The sequence below is a fragment of the Anaerovibrio lipolyticus DSM 3074 genome (assembly GCF_900141865.1).
GTDB lineage: Bacteria > Bacillota > Negativicutes > Selenomonadales > Selenomonadaceae > Anaerovibrio > Anaerovibrio lipolyticus.
This window is the reverse complement of record NZ_FQYW01000005.1, coordinates 200323-217742: the sequence shown is the minus strand read 5'-3', so window position 1 is coordinate 217742 and position 17420 is coordinate 200323. Positions and strand designations below refer to the sequence as shown.

General features: G+C 40.0%; 17 protein-coding genes, 1 tRNA gene and 1 other annotated feature. Of the genes, 17 read left to right on the top strand and 1 reads right to left on the bottom strand.

Annotated features, from left to right (window positions below):
* Positions 1-108 (bottom strand): IS66 family insertion sequence element accessory protein TnpA (tnpA, locus tag B6K08_RS14300; RefSeq protein WP_407639833.1); only part of this gene is annotated, 108 nt, incomplete at its 3' end.
* A gap of 124 nt (positions 109-232) precedes the next feature.
* Here tnpA and B6K08_RS03205 point away from each other — a divergent pair.
* The 17 genes from B6K08_RS03205 (at position 233) to B6K08_RS13505 (ending at position 17418) form a co-directional block, all read left to right on the top strand.
* The gene (locus tag B6K08_RS03205) at positions 233-1678 is read left to right on the top strand and encodes a hypothetical protein (RefSeq protein ID WP_080325347.1); all 1446 of its coding nucleotides are present in this window, start codon (positions 233-235) and stop codon (positions 1676-1678) included.
* Positions 1679-1681: 3 nt separating this feature from the next.
* The gene (locus B6K08_RS03200) at positions 1682-2017 is read left to right on the top strand and encodes a hypothetical protein (protein ID WP_080325346.1); all 336 of its coding nucleotides are present in this window, start codon (positions 1682-1684) and stop codon (positions 2015-2017) included.
* 26 nt (positions 2018-2043) lie between these two features.
* Entirely contained in the window at positions 2044-2481 is a 438-nt protein-coding gene (locus B6K08_RS03195; protein WP_080325345.1) for a hypothetical protein, read from the top strand.
* Between the two features lie 13 nt (positions 2482-2494).
* On the top strand, positions 2495-3340 hold the full coding sequence (locus B6K08_RS03190; protein WP_080325344.1) for a hypothetical protein: 846 nt from the start codon (positions 2495-2497) through the stop codon (positions 3338-3340).
* A 13-nt stretch (positions 3341-3353) separates the two neighbouring features.
* A complete protein-coding gene (locus B6K08_RS03185; RefSeq protein ID WP_080325343.1) occupies positions 3354-5366 on the top strand; it encodes a hypothetical protein in 2013 nt (670 codons plus the stop codon).
* Between the two features lie 42 nt (positions 5367-5408).
* Positions 5409-6755 (top strand): hypothetical protein, encoded by a 1347-nt coding sequence (locus tag B6K08_RS03180; RefSeq protein ID WP_080325342.1) that lies wholly within the window; start codon positions 5409-5411, stop codon positions 6753-6755.
* On the top strand, positions 6748-6978 hold the full coding sequence (locus B6K08_RS03175; RefSeq protein ID WP_080325341.1) for a hypothetical protein: 231 nt from the start codon (positions 6748-6750) through the stop codon (positions 6976-6978). Before B6K08_RS03180 ends, B6K08_RS03175 begins: the two co-directional genes overlap by 8 nt.
* A 14-nt stretch (positions 6979-6992) precedes the next feature.
* On the top strand, positions 6993-7337 hold the full coding sequence (locus B6K08_RS03170) for a hypothetical protein (RefSeq protein ID WP_080325340.1): 345 nt from the start codon (positions 6993-6995) through the stop codon (positions 7335-7337).
* Entirely contained in the window at positions 7337-7507 is a 171-nt protein-coding gene (locus B6K08_RS13685) for a hypothetical protein (RefSeq protein WP_159446674.1), read from the top strand. Before B6K08_RS03170 ends, B6K08_RS13685 begins: the two co-directional genes overlap by 1 nt.
* Positions 7508-7566: 59 nt before the next feature.
* Complete coding sequence (locus tag B6K08_RS03165) at positions 7567-7944, top strand: D-Ala-D-Ala carboxypeptidase family metallohydrolase (RefSeq protein ID WP_080325339.1); 378 nt, start codon at positions 7567-7569, stop codon at positions 7942-7944.
* 493 nt (positions 7945-8437) lie between these two features.
* Positions 8438-8632, top strand: a complete 195-nt coding sequence (locus tag B6K08_RS03160) for a hypothetical protein (RefSeq protein WP_080325338.1) — start codon at positions 8438-8440, stop codon at positions 8630-8632.
* Between the two features lie 598 nt (positions 8633-9230).
* A complete protein-coding gene (locus B6K08_RS03155) occupies positions 9231-10388 on the top strand; it encodes a tyrosine-type recombinase/integrase (RefSeq protein WP_080325337.1) in 1158 nt (385 codons plus the stop codon).
* A gap of 233 nt (positions 10389-10621) precedes the next feature.
* Positions 10622-10706 (top strand) — tRNA-Leu (locus tag B6K08_RS03150).
* A 19-nt stretch (positions 10707-10725) separates the two neighbouring features.
* Positions 10726-10950 (top strand) — a binding site (T-box leader).
* A gap of 104 nt (positions 10951-11054) precedes the next feature.
* Positions 11055-13721, top strand: a complete 2667-nt coding sequence (locus B6K08_RS03145; protein ID WP_080325336.1) for a valine--tRNA ligase — start codon at positions 11055-11057, stop codon at positions 13719-13721.
* Positions 13722-13832: 111 nt separating this feature from the next.
* Positions 13833-15278, top strand: coding sequence for a bifunctional folylpolyglutamate synthase/dihydrofolate synthase (locus B6K08_RS03140; protein WP_080325335.1), 1446 nt, complete (start codon positions 13833-13835; stop codon positions 15276-15278).
* Positions 15279-15519: 241 nt separating this feature from the next.
* Positions 15520-16740 carry an O-antigen ligase family protein gene (locus B6K08_RS13510; RefSeq protein ID WP_234985184.1) on the top strand — a complete coding sequence of 407 codons (1221 nt, stop codon included), beginning with the start codon at positions 15520-15522 and terminating at the stop codon, positions 16738-16740.
* Positions 16741-16743: 3 nt separating this feature from the next.
* Positions 16744-17418, top strand: coding sequence for a TerC family protein (locus B6K08_RS13505; protein WP_143254819.1), 675 nt, complete (start codon positions 16744-16746; stop codon positions 17416-17418).
* Positions 17419-17420 lie beyond the last annotated feature (2 nt).

Here is a 17420-nt window from a genome sequence, read left to right as displayed (position 1 = left end):
CAGCCAATAGTAATAGGCGTGCCAACTGATATTTCTGTCTTCACAGAATTCAGCTACCGTCATGCCGGATTCCTTGCACTCTTTAATTATTGACTGCCATTGAGCCATGCGGACCCTGGTTCGTATTTCTAACGAATTATCCGCCAAAGAAAACACCTCCAATTTGAAGTTTTCCCGAAACACGAAGACATTCGGCAAAACTTTAATTTGTTAGTGTTATTATCCCACGAGAATGGGCTGGCGGGAAGACGACTTAAACTTTGACGCTTACCTTTTAAATCCACAAGATGCCCACGAAACATATCTTGAGTGGCAAAAAATGGAAATGGAAATGAGCCAATTAAAATTAGCTCTAGGCTCTGCCCTTCTTCCTGTATCTAAGGAAATGATGCCTGAGATTATAGAAATGTTCGAAAGTTGGATAACTCTAATTAGGGATAATAAAGAAAATATCCAACTAATGGGTGAAATTCTCATAGACTCCATGAAAACAGCGGGCGACGCCGTGCGAACCGTCGCAGACGCCCTTGAGGCGGTGGGCGTGAACGGCGAAAATGTCGGGAACGTCCTAAAAAATATAAAAGCTGAATTTGATGCGGGCTATGGTATGGCGTTGCTTTCATATGCGGGAAATCCGACAATGATGCCATTAATGGCGGGTTTGTTGGCAAATAAAGACGACGTACAAGCTCAAAGAGAAGCCAACGACCAACAAGAAGAAGCACAAAAAGCATTAAAAGCTTACTATGCCGATATAGACAAAAGAAGCCAAGAACGGCAAAAACAAATACAAGCAGAAACGCAAGCACAAAAAGCCCAACAAAGACAGCAGGAGGAGCAAGCAAAGGCAACGGCTGAACTACACGAGTCATTATACTCATTATCCCATACAGACCTAGAAACACAATTACATAATATTGATGTTTCTATGCAAAAATGGAAAGAAAAAGGCGTAAGTGAAACTGAAATAGAAAAAGCCACACAAGCCCAAAAAGCAAAGATAATAAAGGAATTTAACGACCAAGTTATTGATAAAATCAATTCTGTATGGAAATCAGCGTATCAAAACCGCCTTGACGAAATCGAAAAAGAAAAAGAAGCCTGGAAACAAAAAGGCGTGGACGAGGTAAAAGCCACTGAATGGGCTGAGGAGCAAAAACGCCAGCTCCAACAAGAAACGGCTCTCCATATGTTCAAAGAGAATTACAAGTACCTCAAGCTGTACCGTAAAGCTATGGCGGGCGGTGGCTCAGAAGAAGAAAAGCAAGCCAACGCTATTAATGCCATTATCGGGGAAATGAGAAAAGACGCTAATTTGCCAGCAGATGCGTGGACTACAAAGGCAGAAATAGCAGGTTTTGAAATGGCGATGAAACAGGCGAACGATAATATAATTCCGATTTATGATTCTATGCCTGACCGTTGGATTCTAAAAGGTACACAAGCTATCCCGATGTTTAGCTCCGAATATGCTAATAATATGCAAAATCTAAACACAGCAACAACGATAACAGCAACACAAGCACCTCAAGAAGACATTAACTATAACTTGAATGTTCGTGTTGAGGGATTGGAAGACGTTAGTAATGAAGTAGCCCAAAGTGCTTGTAAAAAGATATTGGACATTTTACCTAATAATAACACAACAAACATAAATATTTCTTATGGGGGTGCGTAATATATGAAAATAAAAATCGGTAACGCTGTAAGCTTGTCCACCCCCGAGTCATTCAAAATCACAACAGATGATAGACAAACCATGATACAGACAGACGGCGGGAACGTTGTCCAAGATTATGGACATATAGCTTCAGGGGATAAAATCACATTAACAGCCACATTCCACAAGGACAATTTTATTTTAGTATGGAATTACTTTCAAACTAGAACATTAATAACATTTATAGACCCTAGTGGTATAACATGGCAAAGCATGAGGGTAAAAGTAATCTCATACGGCTATTTTTCTAGGTTTGAGGATTATATAACTTGTGAGCTTGAATTGTGGACTATATAAATATTTTTTATGGAGGAATTTAAACAATGATTAATCTATACACAAATAACCCAACCAAAGACCAAAAGGACGGTACATTAATAAGTCAAGACCATACCAACACAGCACCTTTAGCCATTACGCTCAAACTAACAGAGCAAAAAGCGGTAAAGGTGGCTGTAAGAACCGATACAGGTTACAAGACCGCCGACGGCGTGAATATTTCTTTTGCATATTGGGACGGCTCAGAATATCAGACTACAGGCGGGAATATTAATAATTGGTTTGTATGCCTGGATAATAATTACACCGACGCAGAAAACGCCTTGACTAATGGCACATGGGGACATAGTGCCGACATAACAAGCGATATAACAGACACAAATACAATTATTTGGGTAAAATATGACGCAAGCAACGCCACAACACCAATCAACGACGATACAACCGCCGTATGCTTAAAGGCTACTGTTGAAGCCGTTTAAGAGGTGGTTTGTTATGAAATATATAAATACTAATTATAGTTTATTTGATTCTGATACTTTTGTTCGTTATACCGACACTAACGGCAGTCAGTATTTGTGTAATGGAGAGGCAAAACTAACGCTCCCTGCCGAAAATACAAAGTTGTATGTATCTATGGAAATATATCCCACCAATATTTGCACTTGCTGGCCCATTCAAATATATTTCAGTGATGGGACATACAACAGTATTAAAGTGTCAACAGTACAAATTTATTATTATTACGACAGAAAAGAGTTAAGACTATGCACAAATGATTCTGAACGTTTAAAAACTGTTATAAATGGTACATATAGATGGCATAAAATATATTTAGTTATAGACAGCGTAGCGGGTACGATAGACTATTACCTTGACGGTGACAAGGTGGGGACGTATTCAAGTTATGTAAAAACGGGCGTAAAAGCTATAAGTTGCAAAATAAAAACCAATAACGACTCTAGTGATAATTACCGTTTTAGAATTAGAAATATAATCATATCAGACCAATATTTTCCCATTAACGAATCAATTATCGTCATACCTGCAACAGTAGCAAACAACGGCTTCAGCTATGACGAGAGTACAGGTTTATATTCTACAGAAGCAGAAAACAGCACCCTACAAGCAAAACCCGATTTATCAGTTTTAAACGGCTATAAGGTGACAGCTTGTAACGTGGGTATGGGTACGACTGAATTAGGCGACACCATAAAAAATATAAAATGTGATATGGGCAATTATTCCAATACAAAGGAAATACCGACAACGGGAAAAGGGATGTATTTTGACGGTTTACCAACAAATATTAGTAATATAACAATGACGGCTAAAAAATAGGGGGGTGGCTTGAATGTCTGAAAGCTCAATAAGTACACCCCGAATATTAACCACAGCAATTTTAAAAAATTCTGCTGTAAGCACGCCCCGCATATTAACGACGGCAATTATAAAAAAATCAAGTATAAGCACACCAAGAATATTATGTACTGTTGTACCGTCCACAGATACAAGCTATTATTTTGATACGGCTATTAAAGCCAACAAGGACATTAATGCTAATTATGATACTGTTACAAAAATCCAAAAATCAATAAATCAGTGTTATGATACTAATACAGCCGTAAAAGCTGACATAATACAATACAATGATACACAAACCCGCTTAAATACTGACCTAGTACAGCATTATGATACTAATGTAAGCGTTGAAAGCAAAGATAAAAAATCATATTATTATGATACTTATACAAGCGTAAACGCAGACGTTACAAGGTTTTTTGATACTTCAATTAGTATTCACAAAGACATTAGTATAAATTATGATACTAGAGTAAAAACCCAAAAATCAATAAATCAGCATTATGATACTAAAGTAAAAGCTATTACAGCGGAAACCGTAACAATGTATTATGATACTAATATAAAGGTCAACGCAGAAGCTACATATTATTTTGATATTAGCTTAAATTCCCCACATGATACGACTATAAAAACGGACACAACACCAACAAACCCATTTATCCCTGTTAAGCAGGAACAAAAAAGCGGGGTTGTTAGTATAAGTATTAATTTGCAGGAGCTAACCCTTGCTGATTCATTCAGTATGGACACGACCGAAAATATAAATATATTGGATTATGTAAGCGGGCAAATATTAGATTTTCCTTATTTATACAGGGTTGGAGAAACAAGCCAACAAGACAGGATTATAAGCCTAAAAGGTATGTATGATTGCGACGAAATTTTGTATAAATCTATAAATTATAATTTTGGAAATCAAACTCACACCCTACAGGAACACGCTGAAAAAATAGCGGGTGCGTTGAATAAACGCCTAAACTATCATGCTGATAATTTCAAACATAGTCAAAAATGGATAGGTGATGGGCAGACTTACGAAAGTATTATTTCCTCTTTGTTTGGTTGGAGTAGTAGTATTCCCCATAAGGCTATAAACGTATTTATGAGGGCGGGGGATAACAGCTTGAACGTCATCCAACGTGGACAAGAACAAACAACAATAGATATAACAACCACAGCACATACAAGACCTATAATTAATAAGTCTTTAGAACGCACGATGATAAATTATAGTAATTCAAATGGAGCAGGACACGACCAAGGACATAATTTATATATTGAGCCGTTGCCGTTCTATGGGACTCTAACGATGGGGGAGGCGGTATGTACTTACGTTTCAGGGTACTTGTACTCTGAGCAAAACGAAGGTAATACAACATATTACGAATATACAGGCGACGGATTCGGGCAAAATAAGTATTTATACAAAAAAACCACAAATCACGCTGATGGCTCAACCACTACCACTACATATGATTACTCTAAAACAAAAAGCGGGGTAATGGTATTAGGTAGTGAAACAGAAGTAACAAAGGATAAAGACGGCAACGAAACAACAAGGAAGACCGTCCATGCTCCATTAGGCGGAGGCTTTTATGGGACTTCTGTATATATAGATGGCGAATATCAAGGTAGTAGCATTGGGACAGGTTCACCCGCTTCTGTTGCAAGCCGATACCTAACAAATCAAGAGTCTATTACTTTAGGCGGGGCGAATTATCCCGATAATGATAATCCGTTGGGTAATGGTAATGTGTTGAAAGAGTCCGTTAATGTACCAACCACGGATAAAAATGTTATGAATTCATATCTTAATGACTTGAAATGGTTAAACCGTAAAATCAAAGAAACCGTAAGCATGGATATATATAATTATAGTCATGTTGTAGATTTTTCGGAGCGGGTGAAATTCAAAGGGAATACTTATTATTTGCAAAGTAATAATATTACCCAAACCACCAAGGAACTAAAACAATCTATTACCTTAGTACGTTGGTATTAAAAATGGGGGGCTGAACAAAGTCCCCTTTTAATATGGGGGTGAATGAATAAATTGTATCAAACTACCATTCAATCAGTACAAGGCACAACAGCCACGGACACAACAGGAAAAGTATATTATATAGCAGGTAACAATAATCTTGTTGCAGGTCAGCAAGTATTTACCGACGGAAAAATAATATATGGAAATACCTTTACAGGCTCACAATCATATATACCTGCTTCAATTAATAAAGGTTATCTTATTTATGATGCTAGATTTGTAAAATGGTTTAAGGAAAATCTAAAAGTTAATAGTTTATGTGTATCTATGGTTAGTCAATTTACATGTGGGGAAAAAGGCGAGTTGGTAATATTAGGGCGTCAAACTGTAGATGCTAGTATTGGCTATGGAAAAGACAAAAAACAAATATTATATGAAATAAGAAAAGCAGATAAAGACGATACGACCATACAAATATATAAAAATAATAATAAATTGTTTTCTGCCAACGGTGACGTTGTGGACATTGAAAAATACATAGACGTTAATAAATATGTTCAAGGCGGGGACTTTTTACAACGCCAAAACGGTGAACCATTAGAATACAAGCTCAAAACTACAGAAAACACAATAACAGACAAAGCATTAATTCACCCCAACGGAACATGGAACGCTATTGCAGAACTAAAGCGACAATATAGAGTGGAATCATACCAAGAAAAATATATAGATGACGAATACACAACTACTAGTGCTGATTATGTTTATGTTGGTGTGGGTGATTTGAAGATGACAGGAAGCCTTGAAGGTGACTATTCAGGACAAGAAAAGGTTTGGGTGCGTCATGGAGTGGACGAGGATGTAACACTAGGAGATAATTATTATTATCATATTGATTATGATATATATTTAAAGCCTTATTCCTATTCTATGGGTTACACTTGGGGTTATTTGTGGCGGGAACAAACCGCCCATTATTGGCATTATAAATACTATGTTGCAGGTGCGGGATATGTAAATATAACAGCAAACGCCGTAATTAGTGGGGACACTACAGGAATAAAAGACGTCAATTTATACGCCGTACAGGTGCAAACCCATAGAATATTAGGCGATAAAAAGAACTATATAGAATGTAATAATAATTTTAATTGGGTTTTAGACAAAACAACAGCCGTATATAATGCCGAGTCGGAAAAATTCGATGTGAAAGGTTACACAACTAAATATTTACCCCTTGATTATCAACCACTAAACAAAAAAGCTTTTCTAGTCCAAACCGTAAGGGGTGTATATGCGTGGGACGGCAACACAGAAAAAAATCTGTCAAATGATTACAGAAACTATAATTTGAGGCTGAGAAAAACGGATATTAAAAAAGCTAAAAAGGTGCTTGAAAATGGATAATTTAATCAAATTACAATCAAAAGTAAATGAAATCATAAAAGAAGCCAACAAAAAGCCTGTAAATGTTGGAGCTTTAAGGGGTACTATGACAAGTAGTGATACTGTATTAATTAATGGCGTTACTTATCGGGCTGTATTGGGTACGCAAGTCAATGTATATAACGGTGTACAGGTATGGGTACAGCTAACAAAAGATAATACCGCCGTTATTATTGGGGCTTAATCGGGGGTGATAATGTGGAACTACTAACAATATTAATAAATTTTGTTAGTCCGTTAATTCTGCTAGTAATCGGTAAATGGCTAGATTATAGGTTAGAAAAGCAGGAGCAAAAAGAACAAGAGAAACGACAGAAGCAAAAGGAATTAGAAAAGACAATACTAGAGTTAAAGGAAGGTACACAAGCAATACTAAGGGATAGGATTTTGCAGTCATGTACACATTTTATTGAGGAAAAGCAAATAACCCCGCTAGCACTTGAAAATATTACAAGAATGTATACAAGCTATAAAAAGCTAGGTGGTAATGGCTTGGCTACTCATGTATATGAGCAAGTCAAGGAATTAGAGGTAAAACAGTAATGAAGTATATAAAAGAATATCTAAAGATTGATTTAATAATAGCTATTGGCTTAGTAATTAGCCTATGGGGCTGTATTTATCTTGGTTTGAGCCAAGAAATAATAATAGCAATCGTTAGCGGTCTTATAGGTTATATGAGTAACAACAATAAGAATGATTTAAAAATGTAGTGTGTTGATATGTTTATCAATACACTTTTTTATTGCAAATTTTTTAGGAGGCTTTTAATATGGGTAGTAGATATTTTTCCGATTACGAACTAGAATGTCATGGGGACGGATGCTGTAATGGTGGCGTTGATAAAATCAACCCAATTTTATTACAAAAATTAGACCAACTTAGGGAAATGGTAGGCGGTGCATTAGAATTATCTTGTGCATATAGATGCCCTGTTCACAATGAGGAGGTTGGGGGCGTTCCAAATTCTCAGCATGTTCTAGGAAATGGGGCAGACGTTCAAACCCCTAATTATAGGTGGTGTAGCACGCCTGAAGAATTAGCTTGGTATTGTGAAAAGGTCGGATTTGATGCTATTGGTATTTATGATTGGGGTTGTCACGTGGATGTTAGAGACAATGGGGAAAGCCCAAATTATTATCGTTGGTAATTAAATAACCGTGTAGTCCTTGATAATACAGGGATTACACGGTTATTATATTTGACAATATAATACTAATAAATTAGACTGTATAAGAAGGTGTTACCATAGCGGTAGGCGGTCACTCTATAGCCTCAGATTGGGGGCGTTGCTTATGACTACATACGACTTTTTAACAATCGTGTTTTTAGTCACTCTTTGCATAATAGCAATTAAGGCATAAAATAGAAAAACCGCCACAGCGTCCAACTAGATGGCGGTAATTCTATTGCTTTTCTTTTTCGGGGCTGACCGTCTACAGGTAGCACCTTTATTAATGACATTATAGCATTATGGAAAACTAAATACAATATAGCGGGTATGTATCTTTATAGGTACATACCTTTTTTTATTTTGCAAAATAGATGGACTTCAGAAAAAACTCGAGATACAATAATGATGTTCAAAATAAAAGCAGCGTTTTTCATTAAAAAGTTAATAAATGAAAGCAGAGGGGGAACAAATGGAGAACTATATTATTGTTACCAAGCCTAAATATAACAAGCGGGCTAAATGGCGGGTAATGCCGTTACCTTATGGAGAGGGGACAAAAAAACAGGTAAAGGAAATTTTTAAACGTGTTATTGTGATTGAGAAGCAAATAAGGGCAGTAAGTAGTATAACAGCATGGTCGGATTACAAAATTATAGAGCAATAAAACAAGGGTATGTATCTTTAACAGGTGCATACCTTTTTTTTTATTCTCAAAAATTCGACCTTATCAAACGCCGTATAAGCGTTTTAAATTAGCTTGGTAATGTATTTATATTACGCATAGCCTAAAACCCCACACAAGCTAACTGGCGACGTTACAGGGCATTTGTCCAATTTATGGGCGTTTAAGGTTGAAAAATATATTAAAAACCGTTGACAGTTATATAAGTTTACAAATGTTAAATTTTAATTACTGTTTACAAGTATATAGGTCTATGGCTTTTTGGGGGCGTTGGGGGGTATGGTTGGCAAGTTGGGGGTATGGTTGTTTTTTGTGTTGGGGGATTTGTTGGAAAGTTGGCGGGAAAAACAAAATAATATATATGTTTGGCGAACATCTACAAGCCTGATTTTATCAGGGTTTGTCTTATATTATAGGTTGACAAATAGAACATACTCGAGCTACTATAATTTATATGAATTATAGTAACGTGTTCCGACACGTAAATTATAATTCACTGTACCTTGATAACTGAATATAGTACCAACGTTTTAGCCCTTTTGCTTTTTTAGTTTGTTGTAAAAAATGAAAGGGGTATAAAATGAAATTTACAAATATTCAATACAGAAACGACAGAAAAATGTATCAAGTAACAATCAGACGGAATGGAGCTTTTTATTGTGAATATTTTGAACGTTTGACGGACGCTTTACAATTTCGCAAACAAATGTATAGAAAATTAGGGATTAAATTACCCAATCCCATACAACAAAAGAACGAGGATAATAAAAAGCAAAAAATCCCGACATTCGCTGAAGCTTATCTTACTTATATGGAGCATATACAGGCATTGAAACAATTAACGCCATCAACCGTATACACATATAAGCGGTGTTTTGACGCATTACTCCCATTTTTGCGAAAAGCAAAAATAACCGACATAACCTCCGAAAAATGGAACGATTTATTTTTTTACCTTCAAAATCAAAATAATTGGTCACAAAGGTATACTAAAAGAATGGTCGGGCGGGTTAAATCTATGTATCAATATTACATGGACAAATACCCGCATATAGCTAAGAAACTAAAAAATAATCCAATTACCCCAACGGATATAATACAGACGAAGAAAAAACAACAGCCTGTATTTACCGACAGGGAAAAAGAAATTTTTCTGTGCATGGCTAAAAGCCTATATGGTGTTAGGTGGTATATGTTATTTTTGCTATATTTTCAGACAGGATGCAGAAAAGGTGAGCTATTAGCCCTACAATGGGAAAATGTTTGCTTTGAGGAAGGGAAATATTCTATATACATTGACAAGTCAATTTCTAAAGGTTGGAGGGAAAATGAATATGCTGAATATGTTGGAGCAACAAAAACACCGTCGAGCGTTCGCCGTATTCCTATTAGTCCCAAAATGGGGCTAATGCTTTACAGCCTAAAAAAAACAACTAACGGCAAACCTAAAGATTTTGTATTCCGTTCCTTATGTGTAACGGCGGGGAAATATCCTTTTTTGTCTTTGTCCCGTGTTACTGATATATTTCAACGTATTAGAAAACAATGTAATATTAACCAAGATTTACATATACATTCTATACGCCATTATTTTGCGACCAAACTAATCACTAACGGTGCAGACATTAAAACAGTAATGGCGTTAGGTGGTTGGAGTCGTTCAAGTACATTGTTAGAAATATACACACACGCAACGGAAAATAGCAAATTAAACGCATTAAAAAATACAATCTTTTAATGAGTGCTTTTTTTAAAAGTCAAATTTTTTAAAATCGCTGTAGGCGTTGGTGTATATGGGTTTGTGCTTGACATCAACATAAAAGTCAAATGCCAATTTGATGTATTTTGGGGCTTTTTGGCTTCCGTTGCTTATGGCTACTTGTGGAAAATGGGCGAAAATTTGACTTTAATTTAAAAAACTTGTAAAATATATGCCGTGAATCGCCTTTCGGGGCTTTTCGCAACGGAGTTGCGGGCGTGGTGGAATTGGCAGACACGCTGGACTTAGGATCCAGTGCCGCAAGGCGTGGAGGTTCGACCCCTCTCGTCCGCACCAAAAATGCACAATTTTATATTTAAATACAATGATAAAGAGGAGTATTTGCAGATGCAGCCCCAAAGAGAGGAAGGATTAGGTGAGAGCCTTCCGGGTGTGCGGCAGAGAAGGTAGCTTTGGAGTTTCCTGGCTGAAAGTATAGTAGGGTGGGACGCGGAAACGGCGTTATGTAAAGGAGCTTAAAATCTTTTGGATTTTAAGGAATTTAGGTGGTACCACGAAAGCAGGCACTTTCGTCCTTTAAGTAGGATGAGAGTGCTTTTTTTGTTTTGGACACCTCATCCGTCTGCTGCGCAGACACCTTCCCCTCAAGGGGAAGGCAAATAAAAAATACAGGAGGTTTTGAATATGGAAGAAAACAATATCCCTAAGGTATATGACCCAAAATCCTTTGAGAAAAAATGGTATGGTTATTGGGAAGAAAACAAGCTGTTTCACGCAGTAGTAGACGAGGAGAAGGAGCCTTACAGCATTGTTATTCCGCCTCCTAATGTAACTGGCCAGCTTCACATGGGCCATGCTTTGGATAATACCCTTCAGGATATTCTTATACGTTGGCGCCGTATGCAGGGCTATAATACTCTTTGGATGCCGGGCTGTGACCATGCTGGTATAGCTACCCAGGCCAAGGTTGAGGGGGCTCTTCGTGAGGAAGGCACCAACCGCTATGAGCTGGGCCGTGAAAAGTTTTTAGAAAGAGTATGGCAGTGGAAGGAAAAGTTTGGCAGCCGTATTATGAGCCAGCTTCGTTCCCTTGGTTCTTCTTTGGATTGGGACAGAGAGCGTTTTACCATGGATGAGGGCTGCTCCAAGGCTGTTCGCGAGGTATTCGTAAGCCTTTATGAAAAAGGTCTTATCTATCAGGGTACCCGCATTACCAACTGGTGTCCTGATTGTAATACCGCTATTTCCGATATTGAAGTAGAGCATGAAACTGAGCAGGGGCATTTGTGGCATATCCGCTATCAGGTGGAAGGTGAGCCAGACAAGTATGTGGAGGTTGCCACCACCCGTCCTGAGACTATGTTCGGTGATACTGGCGTGGCTGTTCATCCTGATGATGAGCGTTACAAGGACTTGGTTGGCAAGAATGTAATTTTGCCTGTTGTTAATCGCGTAATTCCGCTCTTTGCTGATGAATATGTTGATTCTGCCTTTGGTACTGGTGCAGTAAAGGTTACACCTGCCCATGACCCTAACGACTATGAGATGGGTCTGCGTCACAATCTGGAGCAGGTGAAGGTCCTGTCAAACACTGGTAAGATGCTGGAAGGTGCCGGCAAGTATGAGGGCATGGACCGCTATGAGTGCCGTAAAGCTCTGGTAAAGGAGCTGGAGGAAATTGGCGCCCTGGTTTCCATTGAGGACCATGAGCATGCAGTAGGTCATTGCTCCCGTTGTCATTCCACTATTGAGCCAATGATTTCCACTCAGTGGTTTGTAAAGATGGATACTCTGGCAAAGCCAGCAGCTGATGCTGTTAGAGATGGCCGTATTAAGTTCGTTCCGGAGCGCTTCACCAAGATTTATTGCCAGTGGCTGGATAACATTCGTGACTGGTGTATTTCCCGTCAGCTGTGGTGGGGACATCGTATTCCTGCATGGTATTGCGACGACTGCGGTGAGACCACTGTATCCCGTGATGATATTTGCCAGTGTCCTAAGTGCGGCAGCAAGAATGTACGTCAGGATGAGGATGTACTGGATACCTGGTTTTCCTCTGGCTTGTGGCCATTCGAGACCATGGGCTGGCCTGAGGAGACTGCCGAGCTGAAACATTTTTATCCTACCGCTACTCTGGTAACCGGTTATGATATTATTTTCTTCTGGGTTGCCCGTATGGTAATGATGGGTCTGGAATTTGGCAAGGATATTCCATTTAAGACTGTTTATATCCATGGCCTTGTGAGAGATAGCCAGGGCCGTAAGATGTCCAAGTCCCTTGGAAATGGTATTGATCCACTGGAAATGATTGAGGAATATGGTGCCGACTCTCTGCGCTTTATGCTGATTACCGGCAATACTCCTGGTAATGATATGCGCTTTTATAACGAGCGTGTTGAATCTGCCCGTAATTTTGCCAACAAGCTGTGGAATGCCTCCCGTTTCATGCTGATGAATCTGGAGGGCTTTGATAAGAGCTTTGTTCCAGCTGTGGAAGATTACACCATGGCAGATAAGTGGATTCTGTCACGCTTCGCCAAGACAGCCCAGGGTGTTACTGAAAATCTGGAGAAGTATGAGCTGGGTGAGGCCGGCCGTCTGATTTATGAGTTTATCTGGAGTGAGTTCTGCGACTGGTACATTGAGCTCTCCAAGGCACGTCTTTATGATAAGGAAAATGTTAAGCCTCGTCAGACTGCCCAGTATGTATTGGGCTATGTATTGGAGCGTACTCTGCGTCTGTTGCATCCATTTATGCCATTTATCACCGAGGAAATCTGGCAGCATATTCCACATGAGGGCAAGAGCATTATGGTATCCCAGTGGCCTGCTGAGGACAAGACCATTACTGCTCTCATTGACGAAGCCAGTGAAAGCAGCATGACCACCATTATGGAAACTATAAAGACCATTCGTGCTCTCCGCCTGGAGGTAAATGCGGCTCCAAGCAAGAAGAGTGAGGTTGTACTTAACTTTACTGATGAATCCTTGCGTCAGGTGTTTGCTGATAACGAGGGCTATCTCACTGTTTTGGCTTCTGCTGAGCCTGTTACTCACATGGCGGCTGGAGCTGAAAAGCCGGAAAATGCCATGGCTGGTGTTGTAAACGGTGTGGAAATTTTCCTGCCATTGAAGGATCTGATCGATGTGGAGAAGGAAACTGCCCGTCTCAATGGTGAAATGGCCAAGCTGGAGAAGGAAATTTCCCGTCTGGACAAAAAGCTGTCCAATCAGGGCTTCCTGGCAAAGGCTCCTGCTGATGTAGTTGCTGGTGAGAAGGAAAAACTGGCTGGTTATCAGGAAAAGATGGATGCTGTGAAGGCACGTCTTGATGATTTGGCTAAGCTGTAACCTCATCCACCGCTGAAGCGGTCCCCCTTCCTAGAGGGGAAGGCAGGATGAGAGAGGGGGGACCGGTTTTACCGGTCCCTTTTTGGTTAGTAGTGCTGTTAGGGGGATATTATGAATTATTCAGAATCACTACAATATTTAGAGGAGCTTAATGTCTTTGGCATGAACTTGGGTCTTGGGCGAATACAGAAGCTTCTTGAATTGATGGGAAATCCCCAAAATAAATACAAGACCGTTCATATAACCGGTACTAATGGTAAGGGCTCTGTTACCTGTATGCTTGCGGAAATCCTTAAAAAATCAGGCATCAGCGTGGGAATGTACACATCTCCTCATTTGGATTCTTACACCGAGCGGGTTGTTATCAACGGTAATGAAATAAGCCGGGAAAAAATGGCGGCGGCTATTACTGTGGTTAGTGACCTCTGTGACTTTATGGTGGGAGAGGGGGACGAGCACCCTACCCAGTTTGAGGTACTGACAGCAGCGGCATTTTATATTTTCATGAAGGAAAAGGTGGAGTACGCTGTTATTGAAGTTGGTCTGGGTGGTCTGCTGGATTCCACAAATGTAATTACTCCTGAGGTTTCTGTCATTACCAACGTATCCTTTGAGCACGCAGATAAATGTGGTGGTACTCTGGAAGGTATAGCAAAACATAAAGCGGGTATTATAAAGCCTGGAGTGCCTGTAATAGCTGGTGCAGATGGTATGGCATTGGAAATTATTCAACGGGTGGCGGCAGATAATAAGTCAGAGATATATATTGTTGGCAGGGATTTTGAAGCTAAACCGATTAAACCCTTGGGGCAGCTTAGTATCCCACCTAACCTGGGCAATACCAGTGTGGGCAATATGAGTCCTTCCATGATTGACCTGCAGATAGAGGCCCTGTCAGCATTGCCTTATGGCAGGTGCGAGTCAGAGGGAAATACCGTAAGAACCCAGTTGGTGGAATTTGCTTCCCATAATGACCAGATGGCTTCCCTTGACTATAAGCTGGCACTAATGGGGCTTCATCAGGTGAGCAACAGCAGTCTGGCGGCTGCGGCAGCTATGTTGCTGGCAGTAAATGATTTGCGTATTACCCAGCGGGCATTAAAACAGGCTATGACCTCTGTTCAGTGGCCAGGGCGTTTTGAGGTTATGCCTCGTAATGGCTATGAGCTGATTATCGATGGCGCTCATAATCCTGCAGGCATCAGAACACTTCGGGACAGTCTGGATTACTATTATCCTGACAAAAAACGGATTTTTGTACTTGGAATTCTCAGGGATAAGGATTTCGAGGGGATGCTGGAGATACTTCTGCGTCCTGAGGACAGAGTTATCTTTACAACGCCTTCATCAGAAAGAGCAGCAGATCCTGTGGAGCTTTTGGAATGTGCAAAGGTCGAAAACAAGGATGCTATTGGTGATCCGAAAAAGGCACTGGAGCGTGGTATGGAGCTGGCAGAAAATGCCACAAGGGAGAGTGAAGGTACGGAATCAGATACAATTGTGATATGTGCCGGTTCGCTGTATCTTATTGGTTATTTGCGTACTCTATTAAAGTAGATAGTGATGTGCAGATTGTTTATACGATGTTAATGGGGGAGAGAAATGGGACCATTGTTTTTGGTTCCATTTTTTTTCTTTTTTTTGTATAACGAGATAAAAACTGAACTCGTTGCGACGCGAAGCTAGTCCTGAAAGGGAAACGCTATATGGAATATTTTCCCATATAAATATGGGAAAATTTGAACAACTGCGTTATAATTATATGAATGTGATTATAGATTTTTTGAGGTGAGAGTAGTTGAGTGGGTTAAAGAGATTGGCATCATCTCGGGCCGTTAAGGATACAATATATTTATCAATTTTGATGGAGGCTTTTTTCATCGGATTATCACAAACTACTGCTATAGTATTTATGGGAATTGGCATAGCATTATTTTTGCTTCGTTGGTGGAAGGATCCGGATTTCCATGTAAAGCGTACCACCTTTCATTGGCCCATTATCGTTTACCTGTTGTGCAGTGCAGCGTCAATATTAGTGTCACCTGATAAAGTGTATACACTGACGATATGGTTTGTGCTGGTGGTAATTTATTTATTGACCTATGTGCTGGTAACCCAAAATTTGGAAAATTCTCGGCATGTGAGATTGCTGGCTTATTCTTTGGGGGCGTCAGCAGCCATTATTGTGGCTTACGGCTTTTTCCAGTTCATTTTCGGTATTGATACCTCGGAAATGAAATGGGTTGATGGTGAAGCCTTTCCAGAGCTTAGCAAACGTGTTTTTTCAACTCTTGAGAATCCCAATATATTGGCCGCATACCTGGATGTAGTGGTTTGTGTTCTCCTGGGGCTTTTTGGTACTCTAAGCGATAAGCGGCTTCGTATTGCCCTTGGCATAGCCATAGTTTGTACTCTGGGATGTATAGCCATGACCTATGCCCGAGGTGCATGTCTTACCATCGCAGTTATCATGGCTGGTTACGGTGTATTGAAGGACAAGCGTATTTTGGTGGCAGTGGCAGTGCTGGTGGCAGGCTTTCTGCTGTTGAATCCGGTGCTGTTTGAACGCATGAGCACTATGTTTACAGTTGTGGACACATCATCGGAGATGCGCATTGCTATGTGGGAAAGCACCATACAGATGATTTTGGATCATCCCCTTTTGGGTATTGGTGGTGGAGCCTATTCACTGGTTTATCCTATTTATGATACCTACATTGTGGATGGCAGTGTGACTTTGGTTCATGCTCATAATATTTATCTGAACTATCTTGCTGAAATTGGTATTGTGGGTGGGTGTGCCTTTTTAGTATTCTTTTTAGGATATACTGTTACTGCCCTGCACCCTCAAAAGACTATGCCTGATGAATTCTCCAAGGGCCTGATGCTTGGTTTGGGCCTGGGGTTGGTGTCTGTAGCCCTTAATGGCCTTACAGATGATGTATTGTATAATGTTCCTTCGTCCATGCTTTTGTGGATGATTTGCGGACTGGTGTATGTAATGAAGGAGAAGATATAATTAATGACAATTATGACATTGGATTTTTTGACAGCTTTGTTTTCTATCGTAATACTTGATTTGGTTTTGGCCGGGGATAATGCGGTGGTAATTGCAATGGCAGCCCATCGTCTTCCGGATGAGCTAAAAAAGAAGGCAGTTTTGGTAGGTACTGCGGGAGCAGTGGTCATAAGAATTATTATGACACTGCTGGCGGTATATCTTTTGTCTATCCCATATCTGCAGGCTTTGGGTGGCTTGCTGTTATTGCCGATTGCTATTAAGCTGTTGGCGCCAGCCAAGGAGGGTCATGTAGAGGAGGCGGATAATTTCGCCGGGGCTGTGAAAACTATTATCGTGGCTGATGCGGCCATGGGTATTGATAATGTACTGGCGGTAGCTGGTGCTGCCCACGGCAGCTTTTTGTTGGTAGTAATTGGTCTTGTTATAAGTGTGCCTATCGTTGTGGGCAGCAGCCAGATTATTGGCAAGCTGTTGGATAACTGGCCAGTGCTGATTTATCTTGGTGCCGGTATTTTAGGTTGGACGGGTGGCAGCATGTTGGTTCACGATGCCAGCATTGGCCCTGTAATCGAGAGTGCTCTGGGATCCATGGCTTCCATAATTATTCCTGCTGTACTGGCCGTGGGCGTGTGTGTTATTGGTTACAGCAAAAAGAAGCAAGTACAGCCTGATTAAAA